This window comes from Candidatus Thiothrix phosphatis (assembly GCF_035668035.1).
Classification (GTDB): Bacteria; Pseudomonadota; Gammaproteobacteria; order Thiotrichales; family Thiotrichaceae; genus Thiothrix; species Thiothrix phosphatis.
Map to the genome: position 1 here is coordinate 1 of NZ_JAYMYJ010000146.1, position 14,169 is coordinate 14,169.

Annotated in this window: 14 protein-coding genes; 9 read left to right on the forward strand and 5 right to left on the reverse strand. The window is 58.3% G+C overall.

Annotated elements, in window-relative coordinates:
• From VSS37_RS18540 to VSS37_RS18555, 4 genes are all read left to right on the forward strand, one after another.
• On the forward strand, positions 1–222 hold a 222-nt coding region (locus VSS37_RS18540; protein WP_324697602.1), incomplete at its 5' end, for a hypothetical protein.
• A 107-nt stretch (positions 223–329) separates the two neighbouring features.
• Positions 330–1,043 carry an NADH-quinone oxidoreductase subunit E gene (locus VSS37_RS18545; RefSeq protein ID WP_324697605.1) on the forward strand — a complete coding sequence of 238 codons (714 nt, stop codon included), beginning with the start codon at positions 330–332 and terminating at the stop codon, positions 1,041–1,043.
• Between the two features lie 134 nt (positions 1,044–1,177).
• Positions 1,178–3,772 carry a leucine--tRNA ligase gene (gene leuS / locus VSS37_RS18550; RefSeq protein ID WP_324697668.1) on the forward strand — a complete coding sequence of 865 codons (2,595 nt, stop codon included), beginning with the start codon at positions 1,178–1,180 and terminating at the stop codon, positions 3,770–3,772.
• The gene (locus VSS37_RS18555; protein ID WP_324697607.1) at positions 3,772–4,269 is read left to right on the forward strand and encodes an LPS-assembly lipoprotein LptE; all 498 of its coding nucleotides are present in this window, start codon (positions 3,772–3,774) and stop codon (positions 4,267–4,269) included. The genes leuS and VSS37_RS18555 overlap by 1 nt, the downstream gene beginning before the upstream one ends.
• Here the strand turns inward: VSS37_RS18555 and VSS37_RS18560 are convergent.
• The gene (locus VSS37_RS18560; RefSeq protein ID WP_324697609.1) at positions 4,259–5,290 is read right to left on the reverse strand and encodes an NAD(P)-dependent oxidoreductase; all 1,032 of its coding nucleotides are present in this window, start codon (positions 5,288–5,290) and stop codon (positions 4,259–4,261) included. The two genes, VSS37_RS18555 and VSS37_RS18560, sit on opposite strands and share 11 nt — an antisense overlap.
• A gap of 104 nt (positions 5,291–5,394) precedes the next feature.
• On the opposite strand from VSS37_RS18560, the gene VSS37_RS18565 reads away from it, so the two are divergent.
• From VSS37_RS18565 to VSS37_RS18585, 5 genes are all read left to right on the forward strand, one after another.
• Positions 5,395–6,366 (forward strand): bifunctional methionine sulfoxide reductase B/A protein, encoded by a 972-nt coding sequence (locus VSS37_RS18565; RefSeq protein ID WP_324697611.1) that lies wholly within the window; start codon positions 5,395–5,397, stop codon positions 6,364–6,366.
• 295 nt (positions 6,367–6,661) lie between these two features.
• A complete protein-coding gene (gnd, locus tag VSS37_RS18570; RefSeq protein ID WP_324697612.1) occupies positions 6,662–7,684 on the forward strand; it encodes a phosphogluconate dehydrogenase (NAD(+)-dependent, decarboxylating) in 1,023 nt (340 codons plus the stop codon).
• Positions 7,684–8,763, forward strand: a complete 1,080-nt coding sequence (gene tal / locus VSS37_RS18575) for a transaldolase (RefSeq protein ID WP_324697614.1) — start codon at positions 7,684–7,686, stop codon at positions 8,761–8,763. Before gnd ends, tal begins: the two co-directional genes overlap by 1 nt.
• On the forward strand, positions 8,760–10,274 hold the full coding sequence (gene zwf, locus VSS37_RS18580; RefSeq protein ID WP_324697616.1) for a glucose-6-phosphate dehydrogenase: 1,515 nt from the start codon (positions 8,760–8,762) through the stop codon (positions 10,272–10,274). The genes tal and zwf overlap by 4 nt, the downstream gene beginning before the upstream one ends.
• Positions 10,275–10,407: 133 nt before the next feature.
• Entirely contained in the window at positions 10,408–10,677 is a 270-nt protein-coding gene (locus VSS37_RS18585) for a hypothetical protein (protein ID WP_324697618.1), read from the forward strand.
• Here the strand turns inward: VSS37_RS18585 and VSS37_RS18590 are convergent.
• Genes VSS37_RS18590 through pstC form a run of 4 tightly spaced genes read right to left on the reverse strand, consistent with a single transcriptional unit; the run spans position 10,674 to position 14,144 of the window.
• The gene (locus VSS37_RS18590) at positions 10,674–11,378 is read right to left on the reverse strand and encodes a hypothetical protein (protein WP_324697620.1); all 705 of its coding nucleotides are present in this window, start codon (positions 11,376–11,378) and stop codon (positions 10,674–10,676) included. The two genes, VSS37_RS18585 and VSS37_RS18590, sit on opposite strands and share 4 nt — an antisense overlap.
• A 48-nt stretch (positions 11,379–11,426) precedes the next feature.
• Positions 11,427–12,254: a phosphate ABC transporter ATP-binding protein PstB gene (pstB, locus tag VSS37_RS18595; protein ID WP_324697622.1), complete on the reverse strand. Its 828-nt coding sequence runs from the start codon at positions 12,252–12,254 to the stop codon at positions 11,427–11,429.
• Between the two features lie 19 nt (positions 12,255–12,273).
• The gene (pstA, locus tag VSS37_RS18600) at positions 12,274–13,170 is read right to left on the reverse strand and encodes a phosphate ABC transporter permease PstA (RefSeq protein WP_324697624.1); all 897 of its coding nucleotides are present in this window, start codon (positions 13,168–13,170) and stop codon (positions 12,274–12,276) included.
• Positions 13,167–14,144, reverse strand: a complete 978-nt coding sequence (pstC, locus tag VSS37_RS18605) for a phosphate ABC transporter permease subunit PstC (RefSeq protein WP_324697626.1) — start codon at positions 14,142–14,144, stop codon at positions 13,167–13,169. Before pstC ends, pstA begins: the two co-directional genes overlap by 4 nt.
• Positions 14,145–14,169: the final 25 nt, after the last annotated feature.

Here is a 14,169-nt window from a genome sequence, read left to right on the forward strand (position 1 = left end):
CGGCCAGAATTTTTCCAACTTGCAGGGTTTGCCGTCAAACCCTTGCTGGATGGCGGCGGCAATGACAAACTGCTGGAAAGCGTGGCTCCACCACCGGCTATAGCCCCAGCACAACCTGCGCCAGCGTTGGTTGCGCCGGGAGCAGCGCCTGCCCCAGCGGTTCCGCAACCCGCGCCAGCCGTGGCGGCTCCACCACCTGCAGCGCCTGCGCCAGCCCAATAAGGTTGGGAACAGGGAGACATCCTTGATGGGCGTCTCCCTGTTCTTGGTATGGGCGGGGACAGAAGGCTGCTTCCGGAATCAACGCGAGCCATAGAGGGAGTTCAGCCATGCCAGCAAAATACCTTGCCCTATTTATCCTGCCTGCCGTATTCGTGGTGCCCGTGTCATTGGCGGCCAATGCCAGCCCCGCCACCCCCACGCCGATGGCTTGGAGCAGCCAATCCGAAGGCATGCAGGTTTATACGCTGCCTGATGGGCGTTACCATGCGGAAATCAATTACCAGGACAGCGGCGGCGATGGCAGCAGCGACAGCCAGAGTTTTTCCTTTGAAGGCTCGCCCGCAGAAATCCGCGCTCAGATCCAGGCAAGCAACGCTTTGCCCAAGGAAAAAAAACAGGCATTGCTGCAATCGCTGAATATGCAGGGCGCGCTCTTTAACCAGGCGATGCCCGATGGCAAACCATTTGGCGAGCATTTCCTCAAAAATCCTCCGACGACGGCTGCCCCCGCCAATGGCTCCCTCTTTGATGAGCAGTTTTTCCAGGAATTGTTCAAGGCAATGCCTGCGCTGACGCCGCCCGCCAGCCTTGGCCAAAGCGCTGCAATAGCGCCAGTTCCCGTTAAGCCTGCCGCCAAACCCACCCCGGCGGACAAAAGCGGGCAGGGCAAGGCCGCCAACCCGGACAAGGCTCCTGCCGAAAAGGCCGCCCTTAAACCGCAAGGCCAGGACAAGGCAAAAGCTGCCAAGGCGGCGGATAAAACCAAGCCTGCGGAACCTGACAAGAATAAGGGAAAAGCCAACGGCGAGACCAAGGACTAAACTCACTGGCGTACTCTGCGGTACGGTTCCCGCCACTATAATCCTGCGCTTACTTGAGCCGGTTGCTGGTAATCTGTCAGCAGGCTTTGTATGCTTCGCACTTTTGACAATCAATCAGCTAGCCCGTGAGTATCATGCAGGAACAGTACAACCACAAAGCGCTGGAGCCTGAAATCCAGCAGTTCTGGGAACAAAACCGCACATTTGCAGTGACCGAAAACCCGGACAAGGAAAAGTATTACTGCCTGTCCATGTTCCCGTATCCCAGCGGCGTCCTGCACATGGGGCATGTGCGCAATTACACCATCGGCGATGTGATCGCGCGTTTTCAGCGGATGCGTGGCAAGAATGTGCTGCAACCGATGGGGTGGGATGCGTTCGGCCTGCCAGCGGAAAACGCCGCCATCAAAAACCATACGGCCCCTGCCGCCTGGACGTATAAAAATATCGACTACATGCGCGGGCAGCTCAAGTCCATGGGCCTTGGCTTGGACTGGTCGCGTGAAATCGCCACCTGCAAACCCGAGTATTACCGCTGGGAGCAATGGTTTTTCATCCAGCTGTACGAAAAGGGTCTGGTGTACCGCAAGAAGTCCACCGTCAACTGGGATCCGGTCGACCAAACCGTGCTGGCCAATGAACAGGTCATTGATGGGCGCGGCTGGCGTTCCGGTGCCTTGATTGAACAGCGGGAAATCGACCAGTGGTTCCTGAAGATCACGGCCTATGCCGATGAATTGCTGGAAGAAATCCGTAACCTGCCGGGTTGGCCGCAACAAGTGCGCACCATGCAGGAAAACTGGATCGGGCGTTCCGAAGGGGTGGAGCTTGAATTTGCCCTGGCCGGTTCCAACAGCAAACTGACGGTTTTCACCACCCGTCCCGACACCCTGATGGGGGTGACCTACATCGCCGTCGCCGCCCAGCACCCACTGGCGCTGAAAGCGGCGGAAGCCAATCCGCAGTTGGCGGCGTTCATTGAGGAATGCAAGCAGGTCAAGGTCGCCGAGGCCGATATGGCCACCTTGGAAAAGAAAGGCGTGGCGACCGGCGAAGTGGCCATCCACCCAGTCACAGGCGAGAGCGTGCCGGTCATGGCCGCCAATTTCGTGCTGATGTCCTACGGCTCCGGCGCGGTCATGGCGGTTCCGGCGCATGACCAACGTGATTGGGAATTTGCGCAGGTTTACGGTTTGCCAATTGTCCAGGTGATTGCGCCAGAAGACGGCAGCAGCCCCGACCTAAGCGCCGCCGCCTTCACTGACAAGGGCGTGCTGGTGAATTCCGGTGAATTTACCGGCCTGAATTCAACCGATGCATTTGAAGCGATCGCCAACTGGCTGACGGAAAAGGGCAAAGGCCGCCGCCGGGTGAATTTCCGCCTGCGCGACTGGGGCGTTTCCCGCCAGCGTTACTGGGGTTGCCCGATCCCGGTCATCTACTGCGATGACTGTGGCGTCGTGCCAGTCCCGGAAAAGGATTTGCCGGTCGTATTGCCGGAAGCGGTCACTTTTGATGAAACAGGCGGGTCGCCCATCAAAAGGATGCCGGAATTCTACCAGACGGTTTGCCCCTGCTGCGGCAAGCCCGCCACCCGTGAAACTGATACGTTTGACACTTTCTTCGAATCGTCCTGGTATTACGCCCGTTACACCTGCCCCGGTTATGGGGAGGGCATGTTGAACCCGCAGGCGGCCAATTACTGGTTACCGGTTGACCAGTATATCGGCGGCATTGAACACGCCATCCTGCACCTGCTGTATTCGCGGTTCTTCCACAAGCTGATGCGTGACAGTGGCCTGGTGGAGTCGGATGAACCCTTCACCAACCTGCTGACCCAGGGCATGGTGCTGGCAGAAACGTTCTACCGTGACAAGCCGGAAGGCGGGCAGGAATGGTTTCCGCCCAATGCGGTCAGCGTGGAGCGCGACGACAAGGGTCGGGTCAGTAGCGCGGCTCTATTGGCGGATGGCCAGCCGGTGTTGCCCGGTGGCGTCACCAAGATGTCCAAGTCCAAAAACAACGGCGTTGACCCGCAGGAAATGATTGAGCGTTATGGTGCCGACACCCTGCGCCTGTTTTCCATGTTCGCCGCCCCGCCAGACCAGAGCATGGAATGGTCGGATTCCGGCGTGGAAGGCGCGCAACGTTTCCTGCGCCGTTTGTGGAAACAGGTGTTTGACCACGTTTCTTCAGGCGTTGCCGAAGCTTCTGCAACGGGTAAGCTGGATGATGCCCAACAGGCGCTGCGTCGTAAAGTGCACCAGACCGTACAGAAAGTCAGCGATGACATGGCGCGCCGCCATACCTTCAATACGGCGGTCGCCGCCAATATGGAGCTGCTGAATGAGATTGGCCGTTTCACCGATGAAAGTGCGCAGGGCAGGGCAGTCCGGCAGGAGGCGTTGGAAATGGCGGTGCTGATGCTGGCACCGATCACGCCGCATATCTGCCATGAATTGTGGCGGGCGCTGGGTCATGAGGACGCCATTATCGACGCCGTTTGGCCGGAGGTTGATGACAGCGCCTTGGTGCAGAATACGCTGGAACTGATTGTGCAGGTCAACGGCAAAGTGCGCGGCAAAGTGCAGGTCAGCGCCAACGCCAGCGAAGAGGGCGTCAAGGCAGCGGCGCTGATGAATGAAAATGTGCAGAAATTCCTGGAAGGCGTGACCGTGCAGAAAGTCATTGTCGTCAAGGGCCGTTTGGTCAACATTGTGGCGAACTGATGAAAAGACTGCTGCTCATCCTGAACCTGTTGGTATGGCTGGCTGCCTGTGGCGGCGAGCCTTTCCACCTGCGCGGGGAAAAACCGCTACCGGCCATCCTGGGCCATGGCGTGTATCTGGCGGGCATCGATCCGCGCAGTGATTTCGGCATTGCCTTGCGTGACGGCCTGGAAGACGCCGGGGCAAGCATCAAACAGGATGAGCAGGACGCCGCCACCACGCTTACCATCCTCAACTTGCAGGAAAGCCGTTCCGTGTCCGGCTACTCCTCCACCCGGCAGGTGCGGGAGTTCAACCATTTCGTCAATGTCGACTTCAGGGTCAAGACCCGGGAGATGCCGGAAGGGGTGGAGCGCACCGTCAGTGCGGAACGCTCCCAGGTTTATGATGGCCAGTATGTGCTGGGCACGGCGGAAGAGGAGGCAGTCATCAAGGAAGATTTGCGCCGTGAAGCCGTGCGGCTGCTGTTGTTGCGCTTGCAGGCGGTCAAGCCTTGACCCGTTGCTGGACGATTTTCGCCAGCGCTGACGAATCCAAATCCCCATCCCCCTGATCCACCAGCGCCTGCATGTATTCGGCGGCGCGTTGCGCACCCGGCATGTTCAGCCCCAAAGCCGCGATGGTGCTGGTGACAATGCGCATATCTTTGTTGTGCAATTTGGCCATGAAGCCGGGTTGGTAGTTTTCATCCAGAATCCGCTGCCCATGCAATTCCAGCACCCGCGAATAGGCGAAACCGCCCAGCAAGGCGGCGCGCACCTTGGCCGGGTCGACATCAGCGGCTTTGGCCATTTCCATCGCTTCCGTAATCGCAATGACCGTTTGCGCCGCGACCAGTTGGTTACACGCTTTGGCCAACTGGCCTGCGCCATGCCCGCCAATGTGGGTAATGGTTTTGCCCATGGCGGCGAGGGCAGGGCGGGCGTATTCCAGGTCTTCCGCACTACCGCCGACCATGATGGTGAGGGTTCCGGCAATCGCGCCGACATCGCCGCCGGAGACGGGCGCATCCAGGAAGCGGACGCCTTTTTCCGCCAGCCGGGCTGCGATGTCACGGGTGGCAACCGGGGAAATGGTGCTCATGTCGATCACCAGCAACCCAGGTTTTGCGCCTTCGCCCACACCCTGTTTGCCCAGCAGTACGGCCTCCACATCGGGCGTGTCGGACACCATCGAAATGACAATGTCGGCGTTGGCGGCCAGCGCCGCCGGGCTGGTGTGGAAGCTGGCACCCAGAGCGGTGAGTTCCTGCGCGGATTCCGGGCGGCGGGCGTATACGGCCAGTGGGAAACCGGCCTTCAGCAAGTTTTTGCACATGGGTTTGCCCATAATGCCGGGGCCGATCCAGCCGATGACGGGTTTGGTGGTTTGCATGGGTTTGCCTTCTTGTTCAGGGTAAAAATAACGCCGCACCATAATGGCGGGCAGGAAAATGTCCGTCAAGAACCGTGGGAATGCGGCCATTTCCACAACAGGTGGGAAAATCAGCGGGAAAACCAATGGCATTGGAGCAGGCATAATCGCTGCATCTACAATCGTTGCCTAACCGTATACCTTTGCACGGATATTTTGCTTTAACCTGAAATGGACTGCCTGAACCGGCACGTCAAGGAGTTGTGGACATGCTTAACTGGAATGATGTTCTCCGCTTTGCCAAAGACGGCAACCCTGCGCCAGACCGCATGGTCAGGAAAACCGCAGCGGAATGGCGCGCGCAACTCACGGAAGAACAATATCGGGTCACCCGTCAGCAGGGTACGGAGCGCCCGTTCAGTTCGGCGATGTGCAGCCTGTTCGAGCCGGGGCTGTACAGTTGCGTCTGTTGCGGGACCCTGCTGTTTGACGCCAGCAACAAGTTTGAATCCGGCACCGGCTGGCCTTCGTTTACGCAGCCGGTCAGCAGCAATGCGGTCGCCTACCATGCCGACCATTCCCACGGCATGACCCGGGTTGAAACCACCTGCAATACCTGTGAAGCGCACTTGGGGCATGTCTTTCCGGATGGCCCGCCGCCCAGCGGCTTGCGCTATTGCATGAATGCGCTTGCGTTGAAAAAAGTGACGGCGCAACTGGAAACGGCCACGTTTGGCGGTGGCTGTTTCTGGTGCACCGAAGCGATTTTCTGTGAACTGGCGGGCGTCTATTCGGTGGCGAGTGGCTACAGCGGCGGGCATGCCGACAACCCCAGTTACCGCCAGGTATGCGCAGGCACCACCGGCCATGCGGAAGTCATCCAAGTGCTGTTCGACCCCAATGTCATCAGCTACCGCGACCTGCTGGAAATCCACTTGGAAACCCACGACCCGACCACGCTCAACCGTCAGGGCGCGGATAAGGGAACCCAGTACCGCAGCATCATTCTTGTCCATAATGATCAGCAACGGCAGGTGGCGGAAGAGGTGCTAAAAGCCCTGCAAAGCGAATACCGCGACCCGATTGTGACGGAAATCGTCCCGTTCGAAACCTTCTACAAGGCGGAGGACTACCATCAGGATTACTTCAACCTGAATGCGGGGCAGGGCTATTGCCAAGTTGTCATCAGCCCGAAACTGCGCAAGTTCCGGGACAAGTACAAGGATAGGCTGGCGGGTTAAGTGGCCTGCCACCCCTTTTGGCAGCGGGCGTCTTCATGACGCCCGTTTTATTTTGCAGTGGCGCCCTGCATATTCTGAAGCTATCCTAGTCCTGACAAGGATGGCTGAAGAACACTAAACCGGAACAGGCCGGTGGATTCCTGGCGCTATCCCCAATTTCCATAGTCACCCTGCACAATGATTAGAATTAGCGATGCAAGTGACAAACCTCATACCGTTAAATGGCCGGAACAAACCACTGCGCCAGCACCCCCATCCGAGCGGATGAATGCCCGGGCGCCAAAGGAGACAAAGCATGCAAATCGGAATGATCGGACTTGGGCGCATGGGTTCCAATATGGTTCGCCGCCTATTGCGCGCAGGCCATACCTGTGCTGTTTATGACCGCAGTCCTGAGGCGGTCGCCACCCTCGTCCAGGAAGGCGCGGCCGGGGCGGCCTCCTTACAGGAACTGGTGGCCATGCTTGAGGCACCGCGCGCCCTGTGGCTGATGCTGCCGGTGGCCGTGACCGACCGGGTGCTGGAAGACCTCAAACCGCTGTTGCAGGCCGGGGACATCATCGTTGACGGCGGCAACTCCTACTACCATGACGACATCCGCCGGGCGGAGGCGTTACAGGCCAGCAACCTGCATTACATTGACGTGGGCGTCAGCGGCGGTGTGTGGGGGCTGGGGCGCGGTTATTGCCTGATGATCGGCGGTGAAGCTGAACCGGTGCAACACCTCAGCCCCATTTTCGCGGCGTTGGCCCCCGGTGTGGGCAGCGCCCCACGGACAGCGGGCAGGCAAGGGGAGGCGTCGACCTCAGAACAGGGCTTCCTGCATTGCGGGCAACATGGCGCGGGCCATTTCGTCAAGATGGTCCACAACGGCATTGAGTACGGCCTGATGGCGGCGTTGGCCGAGGGGTTGAACATCCTGCATGGTGCCAACGCAGGCAAACGGGAACACGCTGCTGACGCCGAAACGGCGCCCATGCGCCATCCGGAACTCTACCAATATGATTTCAACCTCATGGAAATCGCTGAAGTCTGGCGGCGCGGCAGCGTGGTCGGCTCGTGGCTGCTGGACTTGACCGCCGCCGCCTTGCAGCATGACCCACAACTGGCCGGATTCGCCGGGCGCGTGTCCGACTCCGGCGAAGGCCGCTGGACGGTGCAGGCGGCAGTGGACGAAGGCGTGCCCGCGCCCGTGATCAGCGCCGCGCTGTTCGACCGTTTCAGTTCGCGCGGTGAAAGCGAATTTGCCGATAAAGTGTTATCCGCCATGCGTTACAGCTTTGGCGGCCATTATGAAAAAACCGGAGGTAACCCGTAATGCCAGCCCATACCCACCAATTGCACCAGGCAGGCGTCAGCTTGTGGCTGGACAATATCACCCGCACGCTGCTGGATGACGGTACGCTGCAACGTTATATCAATGAGTGCAACGTCACCGGCCTGACTTCCAACCCAACCATTTTCGACCAAGCCATCGGCGACAGTTCGGCTTACGATGCCGCCATCCAGCAAAAGGCGCAGGCTGGCGGCAACGGCGAGGAAATATTTTTTGATCTGGCGCTGGAAGACCTGCGCCGCGCCGCCGACCTGTTCCTCCCGGTATGCGCCCGCACCAATGGGCTGGATGGCTGGGTGTCGCTGGAAGTTTCACCCTTGCTGGCTTATGACGCCGCCAGTACCTTGGCGGAGGCGAAACGGCTGCATGCACTGGCGGACAGGCCCAACCTGCTGATTAAGATTCCAGGTACGCCGGAAGGCTTGCCCGCCATTGAGGAAGCGATATTTGCGGGTGTGCCGGTCAACGTGACCTTGCTGTTTTCCTCCGAGCAGTATCAGGCGGCGGCTGACGCTTGGTTGCGCGGGGTTGAGCGGCGCATTGAGGCGGGGCTGAATCCGGATGTGCGTTCGGTCGCTTCAGTGTTCATCAGCCGTTGGGACAAAGCCGCCGCCGACAAGGTTCCGGCCTCCATGCGCAACCAGTTGGGTGTGGCAGTCGGCAAGCGCACATACCACGCCTACAGTGAGTTCCTGAACTCCAGCCGTTTGCAACGGGCGATGAATTTCGGCGCGCAACCGCAACGGCTGCTGTGGGCCAGCACCGGCGTCAAGGATGCGGCGCTTTCCCCCACCTTTTACGCCGATTCGCTGGTTGCCCCGTACACCATCAACACCCTACCGGAGAAAACCCTGTTGGCGTATGCGCAAGGCGGGACGCCCGGCGAATTGTTGGGCGCAGACGGCGGCGACGCTGATGCGGTCATCGCCGCGCATGAACAGGCCGGGATCAGCTACCCTCAACTGGCTGACGACCTGCAACACGAAGGCGCTGACGCTTTCGTGAAATCCTGGCATGGTTTGTTGAAAACGCTGGCTGCCAAAGGGACTCAGCGCGCATGAAAGCAGAAATCAGGCTTCCGCCCACTGCGGTGATTATTTTCGGCGCTGGCGGCGATCTGGCATGGCGAAAACTGGTGCCAGCCCTCTACAACCTATATCTGGACGGCTTTCTGCCAGGGCAATTCGCCATTGTCGGTATGGACGGCAAACATGCGGAGCTGGAGGACTGGCGGGTACGGATGCATGACGGCGTTGACCAGTTTTCACGGCGCGGCAAAACCGATGATGCGCAATGGCAAGCGTTTGTTGCCCGCTTGACCGCTTACCGTTCCGGTGATTTCAAGGATCAGGCCACCTATGCCGGGTTGGCGCAGACCCTGACGGAACAGGAAGCCGCCTGGGGGCAGGCCGCCTGCCGCATTTTTTACCTTGCCACCCCGCCGGTCATTATGGGCGACATCGTGCAGAACCTGGGTCAGGCGGGTCTGGTCAGCGACCCGCAGCGCAGCCGCGTGGTGGTGGAAAAACCGTTTGGCCATGACCTGGATTCTGCCCGCAGCCTCAACCAGGCGCTGCTTGCCGTGCTGGATGAGAACCAGATTTACCGGATAGACCATTATTTGGGCAAAGAAACGGTGCAAAATCTCCTCGCCTTCCGTTTTGCCAACGCCTTGTTCGAACCGGTGTGGAACCGCAACTATATCGACCATGTGCAGATCACGGTGGCCGAACAGGTGGGCGTAGGGCACAGGGGCGGTTATTACGAACATTCCGGCGCGCTGCGCGACATGATCCAGAACCACCTGTTGCAGGTGTTGTCGCTGATTGCGATGGAGCCGCCGGTGGCGTTCGAGGCTGATGAAATCCGCGCCCGCAAGGTTGACGTGTTGCGTGCCATTCGCCCGTTGCCGACGGATGACCTGCATCGGTTTGCGGCGCGCGGGCAGTATGCGGCTGGTTGGTTGGAAGGGGAAAAGGTGGCCAGTTACCGGCGCGAACCAGACGTGGCCGAGGATTCCCCCACGGAAACGTTCGCCGCCCTTAAGCTGTTTGTCGACAACTGGCGCTGGCAGGATGTGCCGTTCTACCTGCGCACTGGCAAGCGTTTGTCGCAAAAGGCTTCCCAGGCGGTGATTAATTTCAGACCAGTTCCGCATAACTCGTTTCCGACCGCCGCCAATCCTGACTGGCGGCCCAACCGCATCGAAATCGACATCCAGCCTGACGAAGGTATTGTGTTGCGCTTCCAGGTCAAGCAGCCGGGCGTTTCCATGCGCTTGTGCACACAGGAAATGCGTTTCCGCTACGCTGACGCTTTTCACCAATCCTCACCGCCGGAAGCCTACGAAACCTTGCTGCTGGATGCGATGGAGGGCGATGCCACGCTGTTCATGCGCGCCGATCAGGTGGAAGTGGCTTGGGGTGTGGTGCAGCCGGTGTTGGATGCCTGGCAATCCGCGCCGAGCGATTTCCCCAATTACCCGGCGGGAACCTGGGGGCCAGAAAGCTCTGAAAGGCTGATTGCACAGGATGGGCGCAGTTGGCTGGAGCCAGCGTTTCCGTTGGAATGAGGGGGGAACCAAGATTTGGCGGGGTTTCAGGCCACCCATAAAATTTGGGTGAAAATGGTTTGGCCTTCCCCCTCCTGGCAATAAACAGGTGTACAATCACGCCACCCTTTATTGTTTTGCCCGGATGCCCAAAATGAGTATGACCCCGTTGGAAAAAGTCGAAGCCTTATACCGGGAACTTGTCGTTTCCTACCACGAAGGCGACAAACGTGAAATCCGGGCGGCCACAAAACTGCTGATGGTTGCGCTTGTCCACTTGAAAGAGCATGGCGGGTTCGCTTGGCAAGGCCTGATCGAGGAATACGTGATCATGCTGAAAAATGACCCTGAGCGCTTCCACAATATGTTGGACGCCAACCGGGGGGAATTCAAGCGCGGCAGTGCCAACACCACCCTCCACTAATAGGTGTTGTCGACAGTCAAGAATTCCTGACGGACTTGATTGCGCAACAACTCAGCAATATCGCGTTGTAAGCGTGGCCATTGCCAAATCATCGGCAGGCTGTGGCGGTTGCGGTCATGCGCATGTTTGGATGGGTCAAAGTAAGCGCGGGCGTTATCCTTGGTCAACACAAACGGCGGCTGCCCTTCCCGCGCCAGCAGGTAGCTGACAATCAAGACACCAGTCCGGTGATTGCCTTCGATAAACAGTTGGGGTGTGCTGAGGATATGCAGGTAAACGCCTGCGGCGCGCTCCCATACCGGTTCATGTTTATTCCGCTCCAGCCACTCTTTCAGGTCACCGAACCCATCTTTTTGCTGGTAGAAACGTTGTTCAGTCGCCTGGATATGCGCTACGTGTTGTTTGCGCTTGGCCAAGTCGTCGCCGCACAAAGTCAGGATATTGAGTTCAAGGATGCGGGCGGAATTGCCCAACATGAAAAGGTCGATATTCAACCGTAGCGCTTCATCGATGCAGCGGTAACCCGCCAGCATATTGCTGACGACTTCATCCGACAGCGCATCATGGGGTGAATCCAGGCGGGCGTTGATTTTTTCAAAGTCAGCCTGCACTTCCCGTAATGACCGTTCAATGGCCGCCAAATCCAGCCGGTAACGGCTGGGTTGGCTAGCATCTTCCTGTGCAAAAATATTCCAGTGCATCGCAACCCCCTTGTTATTTGTTATGGACGCTACTGGCAGGCAGCAGGTTTAACTGAATTCACCGGCAACGTATTCCTTGGTCAGCTGTGCTTGTGGATCTTCGAATACCTGTTTGGTTTTGCCCATTTCCACCAAATAGCCCGTGCGGCCACCTTGGGAAATGTCAACGCCGAAGAAACAAGTGTTGTCGGCCACACGCATCGCCTGTTGCATATTATGCGTGACAAGCGCGAGCGTGTAATGTTCTTTTAGCTCCAGCATCAGTTCTTCGACCTGACGGGTGGCGATCGGGTCCAGTGCGGAACAAGGCTCATCCATCAGCAGCACATCAGGTTCAGTGGCAATCGCACGGGCGATGCACAGGCGCTGTTGTTGGCCGCCAGACAGTGACAGGCCGCTGTTTTTAAGCTTGTCTTTGACTTCTTTCCACAGGGCGGCACCTTCCAGTGCTTTCTGTACACGCTCATCCATATTGCCTTTGAAGCGGTTCAGGCGCAGGCCGAAAGCCACGTTGTCGTAAATGCTCATGGAGAACGGGTTCGGCTGCTGGAACACCATGCCGATGTAACGGCGCACCACCACCGGGTCAACGTTGCGGGCGTAGATGTTCTGGCCGTGGTAGGTCACTTGGCCTTCCAGGCGGAACACGCTGATCAGGTCGTTCATGCGGTTCAGGCTGCGCAGCACGGTGCTCTTGCCACAACCGGAAGGGCCGATGAAGCCGGTGATCTTGTTCTTTTCAATCGGCACGACACTCTTGCGCACAGCGAGGAAATCGCCGTAGTAGATTTTGTCGATGTCGCAGTTAATGACTACAGGGCTGGTAGGCGTGTAGCTGGCTGCGTTGGAAACGGTTTGTTCAATGGGAGCAGTCATGAGGTGACTCCTGAAAAGTTTATACCTTGGCCCTGCCCAGCAGTCGGGCAAGAATGTTGAAAATAAGGACGATAAGCACCAGAACTAACGATGCTGTCCAGGCAAGCTCGATCTGGTTATCGAATGGCATCGCCGAGAAGTTATAGATCAGGATGGACAGCGAGGCCGTTGGCTCCATCACTTCGGAAATGTAGTAGTTGCTGAACAGTGCGGTGAACAGCAACGGCGCTGATTCACCAGCGGCACCAGCGACAGCCAACATGACTCCGGTGAGGATGCCGGGCATGCCGGTTGGCAGCACCACTTTCCAGATGACCTGACTGCGGGTGCAGCCCATGCCATAAGCGGCGTCCTTCATGCGTTGCGGAACCTGACGCATGGCCTCTTCGGCGGCCAGCACCACGGTTGGCAGCATCAGCACAGCCAAGGAAATGCCCCCGGCCAGCGCTGAGTAGCCGAATTTGATGACCAAAATGGAATAGACGAATACGCCCGCCAAAATGGACGGAAAACCTGTCAGGGTTTTGGCCAGAAAACGTGAGAGGGTTGCTGTGCGGCTGTTCGGGTCAAACACGCCGAGGTAAACGGCGGCCAGCGTGCCGAATGGGACACTGATGGCGCTGGCGATGACCACCATGACCAAAGTGCCGATGATGGCGTTGCCGAAACCGCCACCCATTTCAAAACCGGCGGGAGGCAGTGCAGTCAGCGTTTCCCAGTTGATCCGGGTGCCGCCTTTGATGACCAGCATGTAGATGACGGAAAACAACGGCACGCTGGCGAGTATCGCCATCGCCCAGGTCATCCCCGTCAGGAAGATGCTCTTCATGGCGCGGTATTCCAGCGGCTGGCGTTGCAGGTTGTAGTCTTTCACCAGCGTAGTGGCGGAGGACAGAGGTGGATTCGTAGTGCTCATTTCTTGCCCTCAAACTTGCGGACGGTGTATTGCTGGATGGCAAGGCCCGCCACGTTGACCAGCAGGGTAATCACCAACAGCGCCATGGCTGCATACATCAGGCTTTGCACTTCCAGGGTTCCGGCCTCAGGGAAGTTGGAAGCCAGCAATGAAGCCAAGGTATTGGCTGGGGAAAAGATTGACAGGCTGATCTGGTCGACGTTGCCGATCAGCATGGCCAACGCCATGGTTTCGCCCAGCGCACGGCCAAAGCCCAACACCAGGGCGGCCAAGATGCCGGAAGAAGCGGTTGGCAGCATCACTTTCAGGATGGCTTCCCAGCGGGTGGTGCCCATGCCAAAAGCGGCTTCCTTGACCTTATAGGGAATGCGGCGGAAGGCATCCACCGAAATCGCCGCCACGGTTGGCAAAATCATGATTGCCAGCACCAGTGCGGCGGGAGCCATGCCCGGCCCGCTCAATTCGCTGCCAAAGAAAGGGATGAACCCCAAATGCTCATGCAGGAAATTGGCGATTGGGCGCAGGGCTGGGATCAGGATGTAAATGCCCCACAGGCCGTATACAACCGATGGGATGGCCGCCAGCAATTCAACGATGGTGCGGAAAACAACGGCCAGCCGCGCTTCAATGAAGTCCTGGGTCAGAAAGATGGCGATGGAAATGCCAAATACGCCGCCGATCAACAAGGCCAGCAGGGAGCTGTACAGCGTGCCCCAGATTTCCGGCAGGATGCCGAATTCTTCCTTGCCAGGATTCCAGCCAATGCCGGTAATGAAGCCAAAGCCATATTTCTGCATGGCTGGCAACGCCTGACCACCTATTTCCCACAGGATATAGGCCATCAGGATGATAATCAGAAAGGCTGACCCATAAGCGACGCTGCGGAAAAGTGTATCGCTGGAGTAATCGCCACGTGATGGGGGTTTGGTAACGCTGCCAGCAGAAACCGCCTGCTGGAATGGATTCGAAGCCATGTGATGACACCTAAACAACAGATTC